The 18,915-nt window shown below is 37.5% G+C and carries 18 protein-coding genes; 7 read left to right on the top strand and 11 right to left on the bottom strand.

Annotated elements, in window-relative coordinates:
- Nucleotides 1-52 precede the first annotated feature (52 nt).
- Nucleotides 53-430, top strand: coding sequence for a helix-turn-helix domain-containing protein (locus BBI00_RS08395; protein ID WP_065398339.1), 378 nt, complete (start codon nt 53-55; stop codon nt 428-430).
- A gap of 165 nt (nt 431-595) precedes the next feature.
- Here the strand turns inward: BBI00_RS08395 and BBI00_RS08400 are convergent, their stop codons facing one another.
- Nucleotides 596-1,306, bottom strand: a complete 711-nt coding sequence (locus BBI00_RS08400; RefSeq protein WP_065398340.1) for a DUF6261 family protein — start codon at nt 1,304-1,306, stop codon at nt 596-598.
- 344 nt (nt 1,307-1,650) lie between these two features.
- Here BBI00_RS08400 and BBI00_RS08405 point away from each other — a divergent pair, with 344 nt between their 5' ends.
- On the top strand, nt 1,651-2,859 hold the full coding sequence (locus tag BBI00_RS08405; RefSeq protein ID WP_065398341.1) for a DUF4062 domain-containing protein: 1,209 nt from the start codon (nt 1,651-1,653) through the stop codon (nt 2,857-2,859).
- 226 nt (nt 2,860-3,085) lie between these two features.
- On the opposite strand, the gene BBI00_RS08410 is transcribed toward BBI00_RS08405, so the two are convergent.
- The 8 genes from BBI00_RS08410 to BBI00_RS08445 all read right to left on the bottom strand — a co-directional run bounded on the left by BBI00_RS08410 (nt 3,086) and on the right by BBI00_RS08445 (nt 10,538).
- Nucleotides 3,086-3,868, bottom strand: coding sequence for an MBL fold metallo-hydrolase (locus BBI00_RS08410; protein WP_065398342.1), 783 nt, complete (start codon nt 3,866-3,868; stop codon nt 3,086-3,088).
- A gap of 479 nt (nt 3,869-4,347) precedes the next feature.
- Entirely contained in the window at nt 4,348-4,887 is a 540-nt protein-coding gene (locus BBI00_RS08415) for a Crp/Fnr family transcriptional regulator (RefSeq protein ID WP_065398343.1), read from the bottom strand.
- 15 nt (nt 4,888-4,902) lie between these two features.
- Complete coding sequence (locus BBI00_RS08420; protein WP_065398344.1) at nt 4,903-6,888, bottom strand: urocanate hydratase; 1,986 nt, start codon at nt 6,886-6,888, stop codon at nt 4,903-4,905.
- A gap of 306 nt (nt 6,889-7,194) precedes the next feature.
- Complete coding sequence (locus BBI00_RS08425; protein WP_065398345.1) at nt 7,195-7,488, bottom strand: hypothetical protein; 294 nt, start codon at nt 7,486-7,488, stop codon at nt 7,195-7,197.
- 55 nt (nt 7,489-7,543) lie between these two features.
- On the bottom strand, nt 7,544-8,530 hold the full coding sequence (locus tag BBI00_RS08430) for a 2-hydroxyacid dehydrogenase (RefSeq protein ID WP_228394739.1): 987 nt from the start codon (nt 8,528-8,530) through the stop codon (nt 7,544-7,546).
- A gap of 67 nt (nt 8,531-8,597) precedes the next feature.
- Nucleotides 8,598-8,861, bottom strand: coding sequence for a prevent-host-death protein (locus tag BBI00_RS08435; RefSeq protein ID WP_065399674.1), 264 nt, complete (start codon nt 8,859-8,861; stop codon nt 8,598-8,600).
- A gap of 213 nt (nt 8,862-9,074) precedes the next feature.
- On the bottom strand, nt 9,075-9,725 hold the full coding sequence (locus tag BBI00_RS08440; protein ID WP_065399675.1) for a protein-L-isoaspartate(D-aspartate) O-methyltransferase: 651 nt from the start codon (nt 9,723-9,725) through the stop codon (nt 9,075-9,077).
- A gap of 150 nt (nt 9,726-9,875) precedes the next feature.
- Nucleotides 9,876-10,538 (bottom strand): hypothetical protein, encoded by a 663-nt coding sequence (locus BBI00_RS08445; RefSeq protein WP_123902241.1) that lies wholly within the window; start codon nt 10,536-10,538, stop codon nt 9,876-9,878.
- Between the two features lie 156 nt (nt 10,539-10,694).
- Between BBI00_RS08445 and BBI00_RS08450 the strand changes: the two genes are divergently transcribed.
- The 5 genes from BBI00_RS08450 (at nt 10,695) to BBI00_RS08470 (ending at nt 15,497) form a co-directional block, all read left to right on the top strand.
- Nucleotides 10,695-11,657, top strand: coding sequence for a Gfo/Idh/MocA family protein (locus tag BBI00_RS08450; protein WP_065398348.1), 963 nt, complete (start codon nt 10,695-10,697; stop codon nt 11,655-11,657).
- A 357-nt stretch (nt 11,658-12,014) separates the two neighbouring features.
- The gene (locus BBI00_RS08455; RefSeq protein ID WP_065398349.1) at nt 12,015-13,751 is read left to right on the top strand and encodes a cellulase family glycosylhydrolase; all 1,737 of its coding nucleotides are present in this window, start codon (nt 12,015-12,017) and stop codon (nt 13,749-13,751) included.
- Between the two features lie 143 nt (nt 13,752-13,894).
- Nucleotides 13,895-14,305 carry a hypothetical protein gene (locus tag BBI00_RS08460; protein WP_065398350.1) on the top strand — a complete coding sequence of 137 codons (411 nt, stop codon included), beginning with the start codon at nt 13,895-13,897 and terminating at the stop codon, nt 14,303-14,305.
- Nucleotides 14,306-14,315: 10 nt separating this feature from the next.
- Nucleotides 14,316-15,206, top strand: a complete 891-nt coding sequence (locus tag BBI00_RS08465) for a 3-hydroxybutyryl-CoA dehydrogenase (RefSeq protein WP_185116322.1) — start codon at nt 14,316-14,318, stop codon at nt 15,204-15,206.
- 51 nt (nt 15,207-15,257) lie between these two features.
- Nucleotides 15,258-15,497, top strand: a complete 240-nt coding sequence (locus tag BBI00_RS08470; protein WP_002977986.1) for a hypothetical protein — start codon at nt 15,258-15,260, stop codon at nt 15,495-15,497.
- A 49-nt stretch (nt 15,498-15,546) separates the two neighbouring features.
- Here the strand turns inward: BBI00_RS08470 and BBI00_RS08475 are convergent, their stop codons facing one another.
- Entirely contained in the window at nt 15,547-15,957 is a 411-nt protein-coding gene (locus BBI00_RS08475; protein WP_065398352.1) for an META domain-containing protein, read from the bottom strand.
- Nucleotides 15,958-16,479: 522 nt separating this feature from the next.
- Entirely contained in the window at nt 16,480-18,882 is a 2,403-nt protein-coding gene (gene pheT, locus BBI00_RS08480; protein ID WP_065398353.1) for a phenylalanine--tRNA ligase subunit beta, read from the bottom strand.
- Between the last annotated feature and the right edge of the window lie 33 nt (nt 18,883-18,915).

Consider the following 18,915-nt stretch of genomic DNA (forward strand, 5'->3'; position numbering starts at 1 on the left):
ATTGATTGTTTTTTTTGGGTAATATTTTGCATATTTGTAGAAAATACGGGTCATGCAAAAAGAAAAACTACGCAGCGTAAGAAAAAGAAAAGGCTTCACACAACAGCAGGTTGCTGATTTCATTGCTACAGATGTCTCTAACTACAGCAGAAAAGAAAGCGGAGATGTAGCTATAAGAAAAGAAGAATGGGAAAAACTTGCCCATTTCCTGGAAGTTCCTTTAGAGGAAATCTATGAAGAAGAGGAGGCTAAACAGGTTAATCATTTTGATAATGTTACTGGAAGTAGTGGCTTTGGAAATAATATCAATGGTAATCTTTATTGTAATGTTCCTGAATTCCTTCTGGAAAGTCAGAGAGAATTGATAGAACTTCTGAAAAAGGAAAACCAAAGATTGCAGGAAGAAATAAAAACCATTAAGAAGAAATAATAAAAACTCAGCGATATGCTGAGTTTTTATGTTATCATTGGAAATCGCAAAGGCGCAAATAATAAAGAGAAATACCGCTTTAAGGCGCAAAGATTTTATCTCCGATAAAATTGAACACTGGAAATTTTTAAAACCTTAGGTCTTTGCGTTTACTAAATCAGCAGCTTATTTTTCCGGTGCTGTATCACTACCCTCTTTCTTCCCTAGCGAAGAGTTTTTTGCTGCCTTCACCAGCTCATTGGTATCATTATAAAAAAGTTCCCAGCCAGATACTTCTTTCATGGCTGTCAGCAGATTAAAATAAGATTTCAAATTTTTCTCCAGATCCTTACGGATGGCGCTGGCACTTGTCATCTGCCGAAGATCTGCATTGGCTACTGCCTGGTCTGCAAACAGACTTTCAAAAGCTTCCTGCTTGCCTTTCATTTCTGCAAAGGCATTTTCTAAAGCAAGAAGAGTTATCTTTTTTTTGTTTTCAGGGGTTTCCAGTTCTTCTATCAGTTTTTTCATTTGAGCAGTCTGGGAAGAGTAACTCAGCCTGTCAATGTTTAGTCCAAAACTTTTAAACACGGTATACAGCTCTTCTGCGGCCTGATAATTCTTTGCTGATGATAGTTTTCTGTAACCGTTCAGGAAAGCTTTCAGGTTTCTGTAGGCTATATCCCTTTCCTGGTCTGCTGTTGCCACGTCTATTCCTTTTCCACTGTAGATCTGTTTGGTATACACTTTATCATATTCTGCATATGAGGCTCCTAAAGCTCCTACAAGAGGATGATTTGTGATAACAGGATATTTGCCGGATAGGGCATTGGAAATAATTCTTTGAGCTAAAGTCGCAAGATCTTTAGTACTCAGTTCAGTGAGTGCAATTTTCATTTGTGTGTTTTTTATTTTTAATGAATAACAATCAAATATATAAAAAAGTTGTTTAGTTACAAACAAATTTAAAACACCCTTCCCGACTCCTCCAGAGGTTTCCCGCAATTTGCAGGTGACTTCCCGAGATCTCGGGAAGTCATAAACATACTTGTTTTTAACAAACCGAGGGCTCGGGAGATTTGTTTTGATATTGTTTTAGAGTTTCGGAGGGGTTGGGAAGGTTACAGGTGGGTGTTGGGAAGTTTTGGGGCTATAATTAAAATTATTAAATATCATTATGGGTTTCCGTAATGTTTTAATTTTTAAGCCCCATAAATTTGAGTTAAAATATTAATAGAAATATGGCAAAAAATATCACTCAATTTTCAATATTTTTAGGTTCACCTAGTGATTTAGATACCGAACGAACTGAAATTAATAATATTATTAGTGAACTTAATATAAGCTATGCAAGTAAAAATTCTATAAACTTAGATCTTATAAAATGGGAAACACATTCTGCTCCTGGAATTTCTCAAACCTATACACAAGACTTAATAAATAAAGATATCGGAGATGACTACGATATATTTATTGGAATGATTTGGCAAAAATTTGGAACAAAAACTGAAGTAGCCAATTCAGGAACAGAAGAAGAGTTTCTTAGAGCAGTTAAAAGATTTAAAAGTGGCGAAAACCTACAAATTCTATTTTATTTTAAAACAGTTCCTCCTTTATCATTAGATCAAATCAATATAGAAGAATTAAACAGAATTAATAATTTTAAAGAAATTCTTAAAGAAAATAACATTTTATATTGGAACTTTAATACTGTTGAAGAACTTAAAACACTTTTAAGAATGCATATTCCTAGAAGAATTGATGATTTAAATTCTAAAGCGAATTATAATATTTCAAAAGAAGTAGTAGGGATAGAGAATAATCTGCAAGAAAAAGATGAATTACTAGAAACTAAAGATGATTTTGGTTTATTAGATTATATTTTTCAGTTAGAAGATTATTTAGCTGATTCAAATATTGCCTTGACAAATATTTCTGAAAGTACTGTAAAAATCGGCGAAGACTTACAAAAGAAAGCCGAAGAAATTACAAGAATATCAAAACTTCCAAACCCAAATAAAATTATTGTCATTGAATATTTTAAACGTACTTCAAAAAGTATTAATGATTATTCAGATAGAATAAAATTAGAAACACCAAATTTTTATGACAATTTTGAGGAAGCAATTAATGTTGGTTTAAAGTATCTTAGCTTAATTGATAAAGATAATATTAATGATAATTATGAAAGCCTAAAGGGAACATACGAATCTGTTTCTGCTTTAAAAGAGAATATTCCTTCAGCAATAAATGGAATGATTGGCTTCTATAATGAAACTATCAAACTTCCAAATATTCAATCAGATCTAAATAAATCGAAAAGAAATCTCATGAAACAATTAGAAGAATTAATATTTAAATTAAAGAAAACATTCGAATTAACTAATGAATTTCAAGGACAAATAGAATACAAATTAACACTATATACAGATAGAAGCGAAGAAATGTAACAAATAAAAACCTGCCTCACAGCAGGTTTTTATTTGTTGAGATTCCTACGGAATGACATAAAAGGGGCAAAGAGTGGTACGTTGACCATGTAAATTAAATGTACAGACCATTTGTCATTCAGAGCGAAACGAAGTGTAGCGTAGAATCTCAGTTTTTCAGTAAAAACATTGGTTCCTGCAGAATGATAATGAAGTGCAAATACTTTCCTGAAAAGAAAAAAACAGGCTAAAGCCCGTTTCTATTGTTGCTAGATTCTATCAGCACCGCTCCATCTTTCAAAACGATATACTCCTGTCCCACTTCTTTTGAAACGTTTTCCAAATCCTGATCATCAAACACCTGCGGAATGTAGCATTTCTCATGCTTAAACAATCCATAATGTATAGGAACCAGTTTTTTTGCATGAAGCAAATGAGCCGCAGCAAAAGCTTCTTTCAGATTGAGGGAAGCCGGAACAGGGCTGTATTCCAGGCCTATGATTTCAAAATTGACGACCACGCCATTCACCGGTAAAAATGCATAATCAATATTCTCATTTTCTTTTCCCAGCTTCCAGAACTGGTTGTGCCAGATAGTATCTCCGCCATGGAAGATCTTTGTCTCTCCGTCATCCACAATCCAGGAAGACTGTATCTCTCCCACTCCATCCATTGCAAATACAGGCTTGAAGGTGATATTGCTTTCCGTAAAGGTTTCATCCAGATCCAATATGATCATTTCAACATCTCCTATTATTTTCCGTACCACTTTTTCCAAACCGGAATAGACAATCAGTTTACCCTCCTTTTTCAGACACTTCCTGATAACACTTTTATCAAAATGGTCTAAATGCATATGCGTAAACAGGATATAATCTGCCTGCACATGATCTGAAAACAACAATACATCCTCAACAGCATCACCTAAAACAGGTTTGTAATAAGAAAAATCTTCTACAGCGTCAATTAAGATCGTTTTATTTTGTGAAGTAAGCTTAATGCCTGCCCAGTTTAATTTCTGTATTTCCATATTCTTTTTTCAGCAAAGGAAGAAACTTACGAAGGGCCAGTCAATAAACAAAAGTTAATTAATTCAGTGAGGGAGATGAATTTGGAAGTTATTATAGTCTTAAGTTTCTATTGCTGTTCTTTGAATTGAATAGTGAGGATTTTTTTAACGCAAAGATTTTATTTTATTAACTGTAGATTCTGAGCAGGCAAAGATGACAGAAAAGCCGTTGACTAAGCTAATGGTAAAAGTACACTTCATCAAATCGATTGAAAATCGAGTCACATTTTGCTCACTTAAAATAATGCAGGTTTAAAATGGATGCTTTGCGTTTATAAAACCATGCAAAGTTTTTGTTTGTTAAGTGGTAAGTTTACAGGTAACTAATTATTAGATTCTTTATCGAAGTGCTCGCAGTGATTTTGAATTAAATACTTTAAAGATGTTCGCAAAGGCATTTCACTCAGCAAAATAAAATAGTCTTAGCAACTTCCAGTTTCTTACAGAATCCTCTTTCTGATTCTGCTTAAGGAGATTGGGGTAATCCCGATATAGGAAGCCAGGTATTTTAATGGGATATTCTGGATATAATGAGGTTTATGCTTTAGAAGATATTCATATAAATCCTGGGGTGTATTTTTCAATAAAAGCATTTCCCTTTTCATGGCCGCATTGAGCTTTCTGCTCAGATAGTAATTCTGTACGAAACGGCAGTGCGGGTTTACAGCAAACAGATTTTTCACCTCATCCAGTGTGATTTCCCATGCCAGGCCTTCATTTATTGATTCATAGATACCTTCAGAGCCTTTACCAACGGTAAAAATATCCCCGGGAAAGTAAAATTCTGCACAGATCTCAGTATCTATGTCTGATGTATTGTGAAGGTAATATTTACGGATAAGCCCATCCTCAAGAAGATAGGCTTTGTGGTCCGGAAATATATTTTTCTTTGGAAATTCAACCTCAACAAACTTTTCCCATACAGGATCATTATCCTCTACGTTCAGATGTGAAAACAGTTTTTTGTTGATCGTTGCCAAAGCTGATTTTATAAATTACAGTAAATTTTCATCTACAAGGTTCGGAAGGGTTACCTTTAAATTAGGCTCTGCTTCCATGGCTCTTTTGATTGCAAAGACAGCACCTTCATTTCTTGCCCAGCTTCTTCTTGAGATTCCGTTGTTCACGTCCCAGAACAGCATAGACTTCAGTCTTCTGTCAGCGTCATCACTTCCGTCCAGCAGCATTCCGAAACCTCCGTTGATCACTTCTCCCCAGCCTACTCCGCCTCCATTGTGGATGGAAACCCAGGTAGCCCCACGGAAACTGTCACCGATTACATTGTGAATGGCCATATCTGCTGTAAATCTTGACCCGTCATAGATATTGGATGTTTCCCTGTAAGGAGAATCCGTACCCGACACATCATGATGGTCTCTTCCCAATACTACAGGCCCTATTTCTCCGTTCTTAATCGCTTTGTTGAAAGCTTCTGCAATCTTCATTCTTCCTTCTGCATCCGCGTAAAGGATTCTCGCCTGTGAACCAACTACAAGTTTATTTTCCTGCGCTCCTTTGATCCACTGAATATTATCTTTCATCTGCTGCTGAATTTCTTCAGGAGAGCTTTTGATCATCTCTTCCAGCACAGCACATGCGATATCATCAGTTTTCTTCAGATCTTTAGGGGTTCCGGCTGTACATACCCAACGGAAAGGCCCGAAGCCATAATCAAAACACATAGGTCCCATAATATCCTGAACATAACTTGGATATTTGAACTCCCTGCCCAATGTAGGGTTGTCTGCCATTACATCAGCTCCTGCTCTGGAAGCTTCCAGTAAGAAAGCGTTTCCATAGTCAAAGAAATACGTGCCTTTTTCTGTATGCCTGTTGATTGCTGCGGCGTGTCTTCTTAAAGTTTCCTGAACTTTCTCTTTAAATAATTCAGGATCTTCAGCCATCATTTTATTAGATTCCTCGAAACTCTGGCCTACAGGATAATATCCACCCGCCCAAGGGTTGTGAAGTGAAGTCTGGTCTGAACCTATATCGATTCTCAGATTTTCCTGATCAAATTTCTCCCAAACCTCAACAATATTTCCAAGGTAAGCCAAAGAAACCGTTTCTTTATTTTCCTGTGCCTCTCTTACTCTCTTTACCAGTGCATCAAGATCTTCATGAATCTCATTCACCCATTTCTGATCGTGGCGGATTCTGGTGATTTTCGGATTTACTTCTGCACATACTGTAACACAGCCTGCAATATTTCCTGCTTTTGGCTGGGCACCACTCATTCCTCCTAATCCTGAAGTTACAAAAAGGCCTCCTTTCGGTTCTTTTTTAATCTTTCTGAATGCATTTAAAACGGTAATTGTTGTTCCGTGAACAATTCCCTGCGGGCCGATATACATATAACTTCCCGCAGTCATCTGACCGTATTGGGTTACTCCAAGCGCATTGAATTTCTCCCAGTCGTCCGGCTTTGAATAATTGGGAATCATCATCCCATTGGTCACCACTACTCTCGGAGCATCTTTATGGGAAGGAAACAGCCCCATCGGATGTCCTGAATACATTACCAGCGTTTGCTCATCACTCATTTCAGAAAGGTACTTCATCGTCAGCAGGTACTGTGCCCAGTTGGAGAATACGGCACCATTTCCACCGTAAGTAATCAATTCATGAGGATGCTGTGCTACGGCATAATCCAGATTGTTCTGGATCATCAGCATAATGGCTTTAGCCTGTTCGGATTTTCCCGGATAATCGGTGATGGGTCTTGCCTTCATTTCATAATCCGGACGGAAACGGTACATATAGATTCTTCCGTAATCTTCCAGTTCCTGCTTAAATTCAGGAATCAGTTCTGCATGAAATCCGGGATCGAAATAACGTAAAGCATTCTTCAATGCCAGCTTTTTTTCTTCTTCTCCTAAAATCTCTTTGCGTTTCGGAGCATGGTTGATATTCGTTTCGTATGGTTTAGGCTGTGGCAGCTGATGAGGGATCCCCTGTTGAATTTGTTCTTGGAATGTCATATTGCTATTTAAAGTTCTATGTTTTAAATAATGTTTGAAGTTTTAAAGATATTCAAATTATAAAATCCCTGCAACAAAAAGGAATGAAAGGTGAAAAGCAGAAAGAAAATACACAGGTACAGTATCAATTCCTATAGAATTTTGCCACGTAAAGAATAACGGCCATCTTTTAATCCTATATTTGAAAAGACACCCCTTCCTTCCACCTCTCCGGAGGAAGGAATTTTTCTGTATAAAATAATAGCTACTTCAATAAAAAACCTTACTGAAAATCAGTAAGGCCCATATCTTTTGCGGTTCAAAAATTTACGTCAGTACGTCATCATTCTCTTCTTCATGGTCGTCCTCATTATCGCTGAGACTCCAATAGTTGTTTTCTTCATCCTCTTCTCCTATTTCTTCCATATCATCATCTTCATCAGCTCCGGGAATATCCAGGCCTTTATCCAGTTTATCCTCATCCAGATCTTCATCCGGAATTGGATTTCCGTCTCCGTCCAGCGAAATATGTTTTTCTTTTTTAAAAATATCTTCATTGGGATTATAATCCATCTGCTCCAGTTTTCTGTTCTGTTCATTAATATTGTTTTCCGGTGCCATGACATTTGGGTTTTAAAGTTGATATATAAAGAACAAAAATAATTCCAAGATAGTATCACTGCCCGGAATAAACTTCAGGATTAGCACAATACGGCATTTTTTCTCCTTTTGAAAAAGCAATGATATTGCCGGCTGCGAGTCTTGCCATCCCATTTCTTGCTTCCACAGTAGCAGAGCCAATATGAGGCAGAACACATACATTTGAAAGCTCCAGAATAGGATCATCTGCAGACATAGGCTCCGGGTTGGTTACATCAAGACCTGCACCCCAAATCTGCCCGTCTGCCAGTGCATCATAAAGATCGGTCTGCCGGTGAAATCCTCCTCTTGCCGTATTGATAAAAATGGCATTGGCTTTCATTCTTTTAAATACAGAATCATTGAACAGCCCTTCCTGTTCAGGGGTAAAGCTGGCATGAACACTCAATACGTCGGAACGCTCAATTAATTGATCAAAAGAGACATACTTTGCATCCAGCTCTTTTTCTGCCTGTACATTCTGATGACGGTTATGATAGATGATATCCATACCAAAAGCTTTCTTTGATTTTTCAGCCATTTCATAGCCAATACGTCCTAATCCGAAAATTCCCAGCGTCTTCCCATAAAGTTCCTGGCCCAAGGCATGTAAGGGATCAAAAGCTCCCCAATGACCTTCTTTTACTTTACGGAAATTATAGCTGGCTCTTCTTGCGACCGACTGCATCAACAGAAAAGCTACGTCGGAAGTAGCCTTGCTCAGGACATCAGGGGTATTGCCAACCGGAATTCCTCTGTGAGTTGCCTCCTTAATATCCACATGATCAAAACCTACGGAATACAGAGCTATGGCTTTAATATCCGGACATGCCTCGAAAAAACTGTGGTCGTATTTAAATTCAGCTCCAATGCTTACAATGGCGTCTGCATTTTTACAGTAATTCAGCCATTCTTCATATGAAAGGTTCTCGTGGTCCGGCCATACGATCTGTAATCCGGCTTCTTTCAGCATATCTGTTCCTGTTTCAGGTATTTTTTTATTGATAAAAACTTTCATTATCATAATATTGGTTTAAAAATAAATAACCTTACCGGCAAAAGTAAGGTTATTGAACTTTAATATTAAAAATTTATTTTTTTTCATCTGAATCGTGTTTGTTTTTCTCCCAGGCTTCTGAAGCCATCTCCTGAATTTCATCCCAGACCTCTTTTGCAGATTTCTGTGCATGGCTCATAAACCCCTGTTTTGTTGCCTCCTGATTCTTACTTTTCATGTCCTGAATGTAATCTTTCACCTGTTGGGAATAGCTTTCTACACTATAACCCGGATTATTGTGCAGGTTCTTCTGAAGATTACTAAAATCGTGTGATGCCTTGAATCTGTTCGTATCCATAATCATAAGATTTTAAGTGGTTTCTGTTCCTTAAAGAATTCAATTTTCATTCCGAAGCGGAACAAAAATTTATTAAAAAACATTAAAATATGTGAAGGAACAAAGACACGAAATCCAGATGTCTTAATTGCAAAAAATCTTAAAAAATATTTGAGACCAGTTCTCCTGCCAATTCCGCAGAATTTTATAGTAAAACGTTGACAGGCAGATTTCCTATTGATTCGTACTTCCTAACATCGGAACAAATTTATAAGCCCCGAATTCTTCTTTTTCAAATTCTGTAGGACCTACTTTGGTGAATCTGTATAAAACCTGCTCATCGGTGGGACCTAACGGAATGACCATAATACCGCCTACTTTCAATTGTTTTAATAATTCAGTCGGTAATGTTGAAGCACCACAGGTAACGATAATCTTATCGAAAGGAGCAAAAGTGGGAAGCCCGGCAAAGCCATCTCCAAAGCTTTGAAATTTCGGGAACATATGAAGCTCTCTCAGTTTATTTTTTGAGAAATCAAACAGGTCTTTCTGTCTTTCCACGGTGTATACATGTGCTTTCATGGCCATCAGAACAGCCGTCTGATACCCACAGCCCGTTCCGATCTCCAATACTTTTTCACCTGCTTTTACTTTTAGCAATTCTGACTGCTCTGCCACTGTAGACGGGTGTGAAATGGTCTGATGGGCCAGAATGGGGAAAGCTCTGTCCTCATAGGCAAAGTCTTCAAAGATACTTTCGATGAAAAGGTGTCTCGGAACTTCATTCATGGCCGAAAGTACATTTTCATCCGAAATCCCGATCCTGTATCGGAGATACTCCACTAAATTTTTTCTTTTTCCTTTATGTACAAACGAATCACGCATCATTATTTAGATAATAGTTATTAGGGTTACCGCTATTAGATTTACAAAAGTAACGAAACAATCTATACTGATCAACCTAAAGCCTGTTCCTTTTCTTCCTTTATTCCACAAAAAATAAAGTGATTTAAAGTAAAAGCTTTATCCGACCTGTCAGTTCCATTTTATGACTAAAGGCCCGTAAAATTTGCTCACAGAATTATCAGAACATCTTTTTCTGACAAAAAAATTATAGGTTGTCATTTTGTTTAATCCTGTATAAATATGGCCCGGCGCAGTTAAATCTCCGTTTACCGGCGGGACCGGACTCGTCGTTAAGACCGCTTCATACATAGAAATTCCGTCATTTTCCCATGATACTTTAGCTTCAAAAGTAAAAGCATATGCCGAGGACGTCATTTTTGAATAATTTGCATAGTACGGCGTTTCACAAAGGGTTGCATTGGTGGTCAAAATACTTAGAGGTCCAGCCCAGTGGCTTCTTACATTGTCTGTACCGCAATTTTTTCTTACATACAAATCATATTTCCTGTTTTTATAGAGAGGAATGCTAAAGGAAGTGCTGTTTGTTACCGCTATGGTTCCATTTCCTAAAGAAAAACCCTGGTTCCCATATTGCACTTCAAAATTGCCTGGATTCTGACTGTTATTATTATTCCAGGAAAACAGATTATTTCCGTATTCAAATTTCAAATCTATAGGCGTTTCACATTTGGACGGATCTATCTTTACCTCATGTTCAGTACCTTCTCCTAATCCTGAACATCCTGCAGTACACAACACGAAGATGAGTAGCATCGAAATTATTCTTTTCATGGTTATTTTTCTGACCGTGAATTTACTGTAATTTCTTTAATGCACGAATAGATCTGCAACTTTAGCTTTACCTATCAATTTCAGGATTCTCCAAGTAAAAAGTCATGTGTTTTTATAAATGTACATTCACTATATTTACAAAAATTTAATACAGCTATGTTAAAAGCAGGTTTGGTAGGTGCCGGACACTTGGGAAAAATACACTTAAAACTTCTTAATCAGTCAGATCGGTATGAGTTTGTAGGTTTCCACGATAAAGATGTTGAAAACGGAAAGAAATTAGAAGCCGAATTCGGGTATAAATATTTTGAAAATTTTGATGAATTGCTGGAGCAGATCGATATGCTGGACATCGTAACCCCAACGATTTATCATTATGATTATGCTTTAAAAGCCATAGAAAAGGGCCTGCATTTCTTTATTGAAAAACCGGTAACCCAGACGCTTGAACAGGCGGAAGAAATTCTTCGTTTGTGCCAGGAAAAGGGAATCAAAGCACAGGTAGGACATGTAGAAAGATACAATCCTGCTTTTATTGCGACTAAGGAATACATCAGCAATCCCATGTTCATTGAAATCCACAGGCTTGCAGAATTTAATCCTCGCGGAACGGACGTTTCTGTAGTGCTGGACCTGATGATCCACGATCTTGATATTTTATTAAGTATTGCTAAATCTAAAGTAAAGAACATCCATGCAAGCGGCGTCTGCGTAGTAAGCAAGACTCCGGATATTGCCAATGCAAGGATAGAATTTGAAAACGGATGTGTTGCCAACCTTACCACTTCCAGAATCTCTATGAAGGCGATGAGAAAAAGCAGGTTCTTCCAGAAAGATGCTTATATTTCGGTTGATTTCCTTGAGAAAAAAGCAGAAGTGATCAGAATGAAAGACGCTCCTGAAAACCCTACTCCATTTGATATGATCATAGAAAATGCGGAAGGTGAAAAGAATCAGATCCTCTTTGAATATCCGAATATTCAGCCTAACAATGCTATTCTTGACGAATTAAATTCGTTTGCTGATGCCATCACAAACGGTAAAAATGTGGAAGTTTCCCTTGAAGACGGAACTGAAGCCCTGAAGGTAGCCTTGGAAATCATGAAGCTTATCAGTTAAAAATACTGTTTTTTAAACATCAATACATACAATGCTATTTTATAATCAGAATAATGGTTATGAGATAGCATTTTTAATGAAGTTTAGACTTATTAACCAAATTCATACTTCGCCCTTAAAACCAACGATAAAATAAAAATTTTTCATTAATCAATATTGATTTATTATTAAAAATCCCTTTTCAAAACAAAAAAACGATATATTTGAAGAATAATTCAACAAAGTATTGAAAGATTTTGTTTTACATACCCAATGGATTTCCGGCAAAATAAACAGGCTGAATGCACACTTTTATTTTGACGTTTCAGTTTATTATCATTAAATCCCATTTTTTCCTTCATTTAAATCAGATTAATTATGAAAAGAGCTATTGTATTATCCGCATTATTATTGTCTCAATTTGGGACATCACAATTATTAAAGACTTCCGGTCAAAAAATTGTCAATGATAAAGGTGAAAATATTCAACTGAGAGGCCTTGGTCTGGGCGGCTGGATGCTTCAGGAAGGCTATATGCTGAAAACAGCAGATTTTGCAGGCCCACAGTATAAAATCAAGGAGAAAATAGCTGAACTGATCGGCGAAGACGGAATGAAGGAATTTTATAAGGCTTATCTGAAAAACGGAATTACCAAACAGGATATCGATTTCCTGGCAAAAGCAGGATTCAACTCTGTCAGACTTCCCATGCATTATAATCTGTATACGCTTCCTATAGAAAAAGAACCTGTGAAAGGGAAAGATACCTGGCTGGAAGAAGGCTTTAAAATGACGGATGATTTACTTCAATGGTGTAAAGACAACAAAATCTATCTGATCCTGGATCTTCATGCGGCTCCTGGCGGACAGGGGAATGATGCCAACATTTCTGATAATGACAAAACCAAGCCGTCACTTTGGGAAAGTGAAGAAAATCAAAGGAAAACGGTTGCGCTTTGGAAGAAACTTGCAGACCGCTATAAAAATGAACCATGGATTGGCGGTTACGATATCATCAATGAGCCTAATATCAATTTCACAGGTAAAAACCCAAACGGAACAGACGAAATGTCGAATGCTCCTCTGTGGAAATTACAAAAAGACATCACCGCTGCAATCCGGGAGGTTGATCAGAAGCACCTGATCTTTATTGAAGGAAATGGCTGGGGAAATAATTACAACGGCCTGCCTCCGGTCTGGGATAACAATATGGCTTTCAGCTTTCATAAGTACTGGAACTACAATGATGATGCAACAATACAGTTTGCACTGGACCTGAGGAAAAAGCATAATATCCCGATCTGGCTGGGAGAAACCGGAGAAAATTCCAATGTTTGGTTTACAGAGCTCATCCAGCTGCTTGATCAACACAATATCGGGTATGCGTTCTGGCCTATGAAAAAAATTGATAATATTGCCGGAATTGCCAATGTAAAAACAACTCCCGAATACGAAAAACTATTGGACTACTGGAAAAACGGCGGTGAAAAACCTTCAAAAGAAGATGCAAGAAAAGCTCTGATGAAGATTGCAGACCACTATAAATTCAGCAATACAGAAATTAAAAATGATGTGATTGATGCCATGTTCAGACAAGTGACGGATGCTTCTTCAAAACCATTTAAAAATCACCAGATTCCGGGGAGAGTATTTGCATCAGAATACGATCTGGGAAGAATGGGTTCTGCCTATAAGGATAATGATTTTATCAATCTGTGGGTAAGTGATCCTGCTAAAAGATCGGAATGGAATTCCGGCCAGCAGATGAGAAATGACGGGGTTGATATTTATGTATGCAACGATAAGATCACCAATCAGTATTACGTAGGAAAAACGGAAACCGGAGAATGGATCCAGTATACGGTTCATTCCAAAGCAGATAAGAAGTATACATTTGACATCAGATACTCAAGCCTACAGCCTGCAGCCATAAGACTGGAGGATGCTTCAGGAAAATTACTGGCTGCTGTCCCATTAAAGCCAACAGGGAAAAATGAAAACTGGGCTACTGTTTCTGCTAAAAATATCCAGCTTCGGAAAGGAGAAAACAAGATCAGAATTATTTTTGAAAATGATGGGGTAAACCTGAATTATTTTGAAGTAAAACAGGAATAATTATCCTGGATCACGGAGGTTTTTCAAAGGTATCAGACTGCACAGAATACAAGCGTTTATAAATCTTTGAAATTGATTTGGGAAGATTTTAATAAGTAAAATAATAAGCTTAATTTTAGCGCATAGAATTGAGTCAATCATTTATGAAAAAAGGAATCGCAGCTGCAGCTGTATTTTGTTTTACATTTTTCTTTTCACAGAAAAGTCAAAAGTACCTGGAAATCGGCTACACAAGCATATGCTGCGGTCCGCCATCTGAAAAACCCGTTATCAGCTATCTGAAAGAGTTCAGGAAGAAGAACCGGATCAGAAATCTGGAAATTCTTCAGCAGAGAGGCCTGGGCAAAGAAGGTGAATTTGCTTTGTATATAGGGACAGATTATCTTTCTTCCAATCAGAGAAACCGTCTTGTGCGGGGGCTGATGGCTACTATTTCCAACCAGAATAACAGCAGGATGCAGGACAGCAAAGGCGCCATCAACTTTGATTCGGCGATGATTGTACATCAATCTGATCTTATGAATGCAAAAAATTTAACTATCTATAAAAAATAAAAGAAAAATGATCAAAAACATTGTTGTTATCGGAGCGGGAACCATGGGGAACGGTATTGCACACACTTTCGCACAAAGCGGTTTCAAAGTAAATCTTGTAGATGTATCACAGGAAGCTTTAGACAGAGGGCTGAAAACCATTACTACCAATCTTGACAGAATCATTGCAAAAGGAAATCTTACTGAAGAGCAGAAAGCTGAAACATTAGGAAATATTACCACTTTTACGGCTCTGAATGATGCCGCAGGATCTGCTGATCTTATTGTAGAAGCAGCTACGGAAAATCTGGATCTTAAATTAAAGATCTTCGGACAGATGGATGAGCTGGCTCCGGCAGGTTGTATCCTGGCTACCAATACTTCTTCTATTTCTATCACGAAAATTGCTGCTGCTACCAAAAGAGCAGACAAGGTGATCGGAATGCACTTTATGAATCCTGTTCCTATCATGAAGCTGGTAGAGATCATTAAAGGATATTCTACTTCTAAAGAGACTTTTGATACGATCTATGAGATGAGCAAAACTTTAGGAAAAGTTCCGGTAGAAGTAAATGATTATCCAGGTTTCGTGGCCAACAGAATTTTAATGCCGATGATCAATGAATCTATCGAAACGCTTTATAACGGTGTAGCCGGTGTGGAAGAAATCGATACGGTAATGAAATTAGGAATGGCTCACCCGATGGGGCCACTTCAGCTGGCAGATTTTATTGGTCTTGATGTATGTCTTGCCATTCTGAATGTAATGTATGACGGATTCAAAAATCCTAAATATGCTCCCAACCCATTGCTTGTAAACATGGTGACAGCCGGAAAACTTGGTGTAAAATCAGGTGAAGGGTTCTATGATTATTCTGAAAGCAAAAAAGCTGAAAAAGTTTCAAAAATGTTTTTGAACTGATTTTAAGTCAATAATTTTATTTATCTTTGAGAAAGTTAAAACATTAAAAAAATGAAATTACCAAAGTTTTTATTAGCAGATAATTCGGAATTTCCAGAAGATCTATTTGTAGTTCATACAGAATATCCAAGATTTATCTTAAACGTTGAGGAAGAAGAAGTTGAGTGGTTAGATGATCTTGAAGGTGATGATGAAGAAACTATGGCAGACGAAGCGACTAAAGTAGTAGAAGCAGCGTTCAAATGGTGCGACGAAGAGTTGGCTAAGTACGACGAAGAAGAGGAAGATTAATAACACTCTAAACATAAAAAAGGAACTCAATTGAGTTCCTTTTGTTTTTTTATTCTGATTTATTGAATTTCAATAGTAAAAGATTGTCTTTATACAATTCTAAGGTATTTCCGGAAATCACATATTTATTAGCTTTTCCCATCATATCCATAAAGTTCTGCTCTACCCCGATATTGTTGCACATCATTTTCGTAGACCCCATTTGCCCTGCAGAGAAACCTCCGGTAGAAGGATCAATGGTAGCCGTTCCGAAATAGTTGTTGCAGCCTGCATTCCCGGTGATTTTTTCCCCTTCAATATTTAATGTCGGAATTTTTCCTTTTACATTGTCAGCCAGTGTCCATTTTGTATTGACAAGAGCTGGCTGAGCCTTCCCTACTTTAGAGGCAGACGGGCTGCTCATGGTACCACACGAAGCCAATACTGCTGCTGTACATATACTTAAAAAAAGCTTTTTCATTTTTTTCTTTTTGAATTAACCCAAATTTACGGATTTTATATTATTTAAACGGGATGCAGTGAATTTTATTATTCTTTAACATTTGCTTTTTGAATATTTTTCCAGGCTATTTTTGTGAACAGTAGCTATCATTATTCCTGTAAATGGGAAAACGCAAAGACACAGATTTGTTAATATGCAAAGAGTTTAAAACACAAGGTTTTATCTTCGATAAAATTTTAATACTAAACCTTTGTCATTCCGAGCAAAGCAAGGAATCTATACTATAATTGGTTTATAAAAATATATTGAAACTCCTGCGGAGTGACAAAGTTGGAATAGACTAAGCCAAAAGAGAATATCCCAGAGAGATACCATTCAACAGGAACGGGCTATAATCCTGAGCTTAATAGAAGGGAGCCCGTTTGTTTAAAATACAAACATACCAATGGCTTTAGCCCAAGCCTAACAACAAACAATAAAACAAAAAAACGGACTTAAAAAAGTCCGTCTCTATTTATTTATGAAATGTATTTTCAAATATTAAGATCTCAACTCAGCGTTGAATTCTTTCTGGAAAGACTTGATCAGGGAATCCATTACTTCTGTGATCTCTTTTTCTTCCAGTGTTTTCTCTTCGTTCAGCAGCTCGAAGCTCATGGCATAAGACTTTTTGCCCTCAGGAAGATTTTTTCCTTCATACACATCGAATAAATTAATATTCTTAATGAACGGAGATTTATTCTTCTTCGCAGTCTGATAAAGGTCTTCATAGTTGACGCTTTTATCAATCAGTAAAGCAAGGTCTCTTCTGATCTTGTTGAATTTAGGGATGTCTTTGAACTTCAGTTCATTTTTAGAACGTAATTCCTGAGCATATTCCAGTTCAATTTCTGCATAGAAGCAGTCCTGATCAATATCAAAATCTTTCAGTAAAGCAGGCGCTACTTTTCCGATTCTTACCAAAGTTTTCCCATCTGCTTCATAGGCTAATGCATCAGAGAATCTGTCATCAGATAAGGCCACTTCTTTATAATCTGCAGCAAGTCTTTCCAAAAGAACTTTTACATATGCTTTCAGGTTATAGAAGCTTACCGCAGATTTAGGCTGAAGCCAGTTTTCTGCAACATCTCTTCCTGAAACAATGACAGCCAGCTGTTTTCTTTCTTCGTACTTCTCTTTTTTGTGGTAGATCTTTCCGAATTCAAAGAATTTGATATCCTGATTCTTCCTGTTGATATTGTAAACCGTATTCTGAAGAAGGCCTTCCAATAAAGACTTTCTCATGAATGCAAGATCACCGCTTAAAGGGTTCAGCAGTTTTACCGCATCCGTTTCATCTTTTACAGACGTCAGGGAATTGTTCATGACTTCATTGAAACCAAGGCTTTGCAAAGCTCTTGCCCAACTGTTTTCCAACTCATCCTGATCGTTGGCACTCAGCTTAACAGGGGTGAATGAAATTTTCTGCGGAGCATCGATCTTGTTATAACCGTAGATTCTTAAAATCTCTTCGATAACGTCGATTTCTCTTGTTACATCCGCTCTGTAAGCAGGAACGGAGATTTCAAAACCATTTGGAATTTCATTCAGCACCTGAATTTCCAATGCTTTTAATATTTCTTTTACTTTTTCTCTGTGAATCTTTGTTCCTAAAATCTGTTCGATTTTTGAGAATCTCAGGATCACATAGTTATCTTCAATTTTCTTAGGATACTCTTCCAGTAATTCACCTACCAGCTTCCCTTCAGCAATTTCCTGAATCATTTTGATGGCATGAGTAATCGCTGTTCTTGTCAGATTCGGGTCTACTCCTCTTTCAAAACGGAAAGAAGCATCAGTGTTCAGGCTGTGTGCCTTCGCTCCTTTTCTCACAGCAACCGGGTTAAAGTAAGCACTTTCAAGGAATACGGTCTGGGTAGTTTCAGATACTCCTGAATTCTCACCACCGAAAACTCCGGCAATACACATCGGGTTATCTTTACCGTCTTTAATCATGATCTCAGAACCATTCAGGGTTCTTTCCACTCCATCCAGTGTAGTGAATTTGGTTCCCGGCTTTACAACGCCTACCTTCACTTTTTTATCTGCAATTTTATCTGCATCAAAAGCATGAAGCGGCTGTCCGTAACCGTGAAGAATATAGTTGGTGATATCTACAACATTATTGATCGGGCTTAATCCGATCGCTTTCAGCCTGTCTTTTAACCAGGACGGTGATTCTGCTACTTTCACTCCTTCAATCACCGCTCCGATGTATCTTGGGCATAATTCAGCATCTTCAATTTCAAGTTTGAAATCATGAGAGCCCTCGTTATTCAAAGCTTCAGAAGCTACTTTATTAAACTGGGATTTCAGTTGGTTTGTAGAAAGATAGGCATGTAAATCTCTGGCAACACCATAGTGAGACATTGCATCTGTCCTGTTGGGAGTCAGCCCGATTTCAAAAACCTCATCATTCGTTAATTCAAAATAGTCTGCAAAGTTTTTTCCTACTTCATATCGGGTTTCATCCAAAACCATAATTCCTCCGTGATCTTCGCTAAGACCAAGCTCATCTTCTGCACAGATCATCCCCTGGGAAACCTCCCCTCTGATTTTGGCTTCTTTAATTTCAAAAAAGTTTCCGGTTTTGTCATAGATTTTAGTTCCGACAACGGCTACGGGAACTGTCTGTCCTGCCTCTACGTTAGGAGCTCCGCAAACAATGTTCAGTACTTTCCCGTTTCCTACGTCTACTGTTGTCTTCTTCAGTTTGTCAGCATTCGGATGTTTTTCACAGGTTAAAACTTTACCTACAACAATTCCTTCCAGGCTGCCTCTTACACTTTCAAATTTATCTATCCCTTCAACCTCTAGACCTATGTCTGTAAGGAATTCACCGATTCTTTCAGTTTTCAATTCCGTTTTTACAAAGTCTTTCAGCCAGTTGTTTGATATTTTCATTTGCTTATCTATCTACTTGTTTAATTCTGCAAA

It is taken from the genome of Chryseobacterium arthrosphaerae (genome assembly GCF_001684965.1).
In the GTDB taxonomy this organism is placed as follows: domain Bacteria; phylum Bacteroidota; class Bacteroidia; order Flavobacteriales; family Weeksellaceae; genus Chryseobacterium; species Chryseobacterium arthrosphaerae.

What these genes read in the sequence shown, in the direction of transcription:
- BBI00_RS08410 (WP_065398342.1), bottom strand. Translation starts at nt 3,868, where the DNA reads ATGGAAATACAGAAATTAAACTGGGCAGGCATTAAGCTTACTTCACAA.
- BBI00_RS08445 (WP_123902241.1), bottom strand. Translation starts at nt 10,538, where the DNA reads ATGAAAAGAATAATTTCGATGCTACTCATCTTCGTGTTGTGTACTGCA.
- BBI00_RS08470 (WP_002977986.1), top strand. Translation starts at nt 15,258, where the DNA reads ATGAAATTACCAAAGTTTTTATTAGCAGATAATTCGGAATTTCCAGAA.
- BBI00_RS08430 (WP_228394739.1), bottom strand. Translation starts at nt 8,530, where the DNA reads ATGATAATGAAAGTTTTTATCAATAAAAAAATACCTGAAACAGGAACA.
- BBI00_RS08455 (WP_065398349.1), top strand. Translation starts at nt 12,015, where the DNA reads ATGAAAAGAGCTATTGTATTATCCGCATTATTATTGTCTCAATTTGGG.
- BBI00_RS08405 (WP_065398341.1), top strand. Translation starts at nt 1,651, where the DNA reads ATGGCAAAAAATATCACTCAATTTTCAATATTTTTAGGTTCACCTAGT.
- BBI00_RS08400 (WP_065398340.1), bottom strand. Translation starts at nt 1,306, where the DNA reads ATGAAAATTGCACTCACTGAACTGAGTACTAAAGATCTTGCGACTTTA.
- BBI00_RS08435 (WP_065399674.1), bottom strand. Translation starts at nt 8,861, where the DNA reads ATGGATACGAACAGATTCAAGGCATCACACGATTTTAGTAATCTTCAG.
- BBI00_RS08450 (WP_065398348.1), top strand. Translation starts at nt 10,695, where the DNA reads ATGTTAAAAGCAGGTTTGGTAGGTGCCGGACACTTGGGAAAAATACAC.
- BBI00_RS08475 (WP_065398352.1), bottom strand. Translation starts at nt 15,957, where the DNA reads ATGAAAAAGCTTTTTTTAAGTATATGTACAGCAGCAGTATTGGCTTCG.
- pheT (WP_065398353.1), bottom strand. Translation starts at nt 18,882, where the DNA reads ATGAAAATATCAAACAACTGGCTGAAAGACTTTGTAAAAACGGAATTG.
- BBI00_RS08395 (WP_065398339.1), top strand. Translation starts at nt 53, where the DNA reads ATGCAAAAAGAAAAACTACGCAGCGTAAGAAAAAGAAAAGGCTTCACA.
- BBI00_RS08440 (WP_065399675.1), bottom strand. Translation starts at nt 9,725, where the DNA reads ATGCGTGATTCGTTTGTACATAAAGGAAAAAGAAAAAATTTAGTGGAG.
- BBI00_RS08425 (WP_065398345.1), bottom strand. Translation starts at nt 7,488, where the DNA reads ATGGCACCGGAAAACAATATTAATGAACAGAACAGAAAACTGGAGCAG.
- BBI00_RS08420 (WP_065398344.1), bottom strand. Translation starts at nt 6,888, where the DNA reads ATGACATTCCAAGAACAAATTCAACAGGGGATCCCTCATCAGCTGCCA.
- BBI00_RS08460 (WP_065398350.1), top strand. Translation starts at nt 13,895, where the DNA reads ATGAAAAAAGGAATCGCAGCTGCAGCTGTATTTTGTTTTACATTTTTC.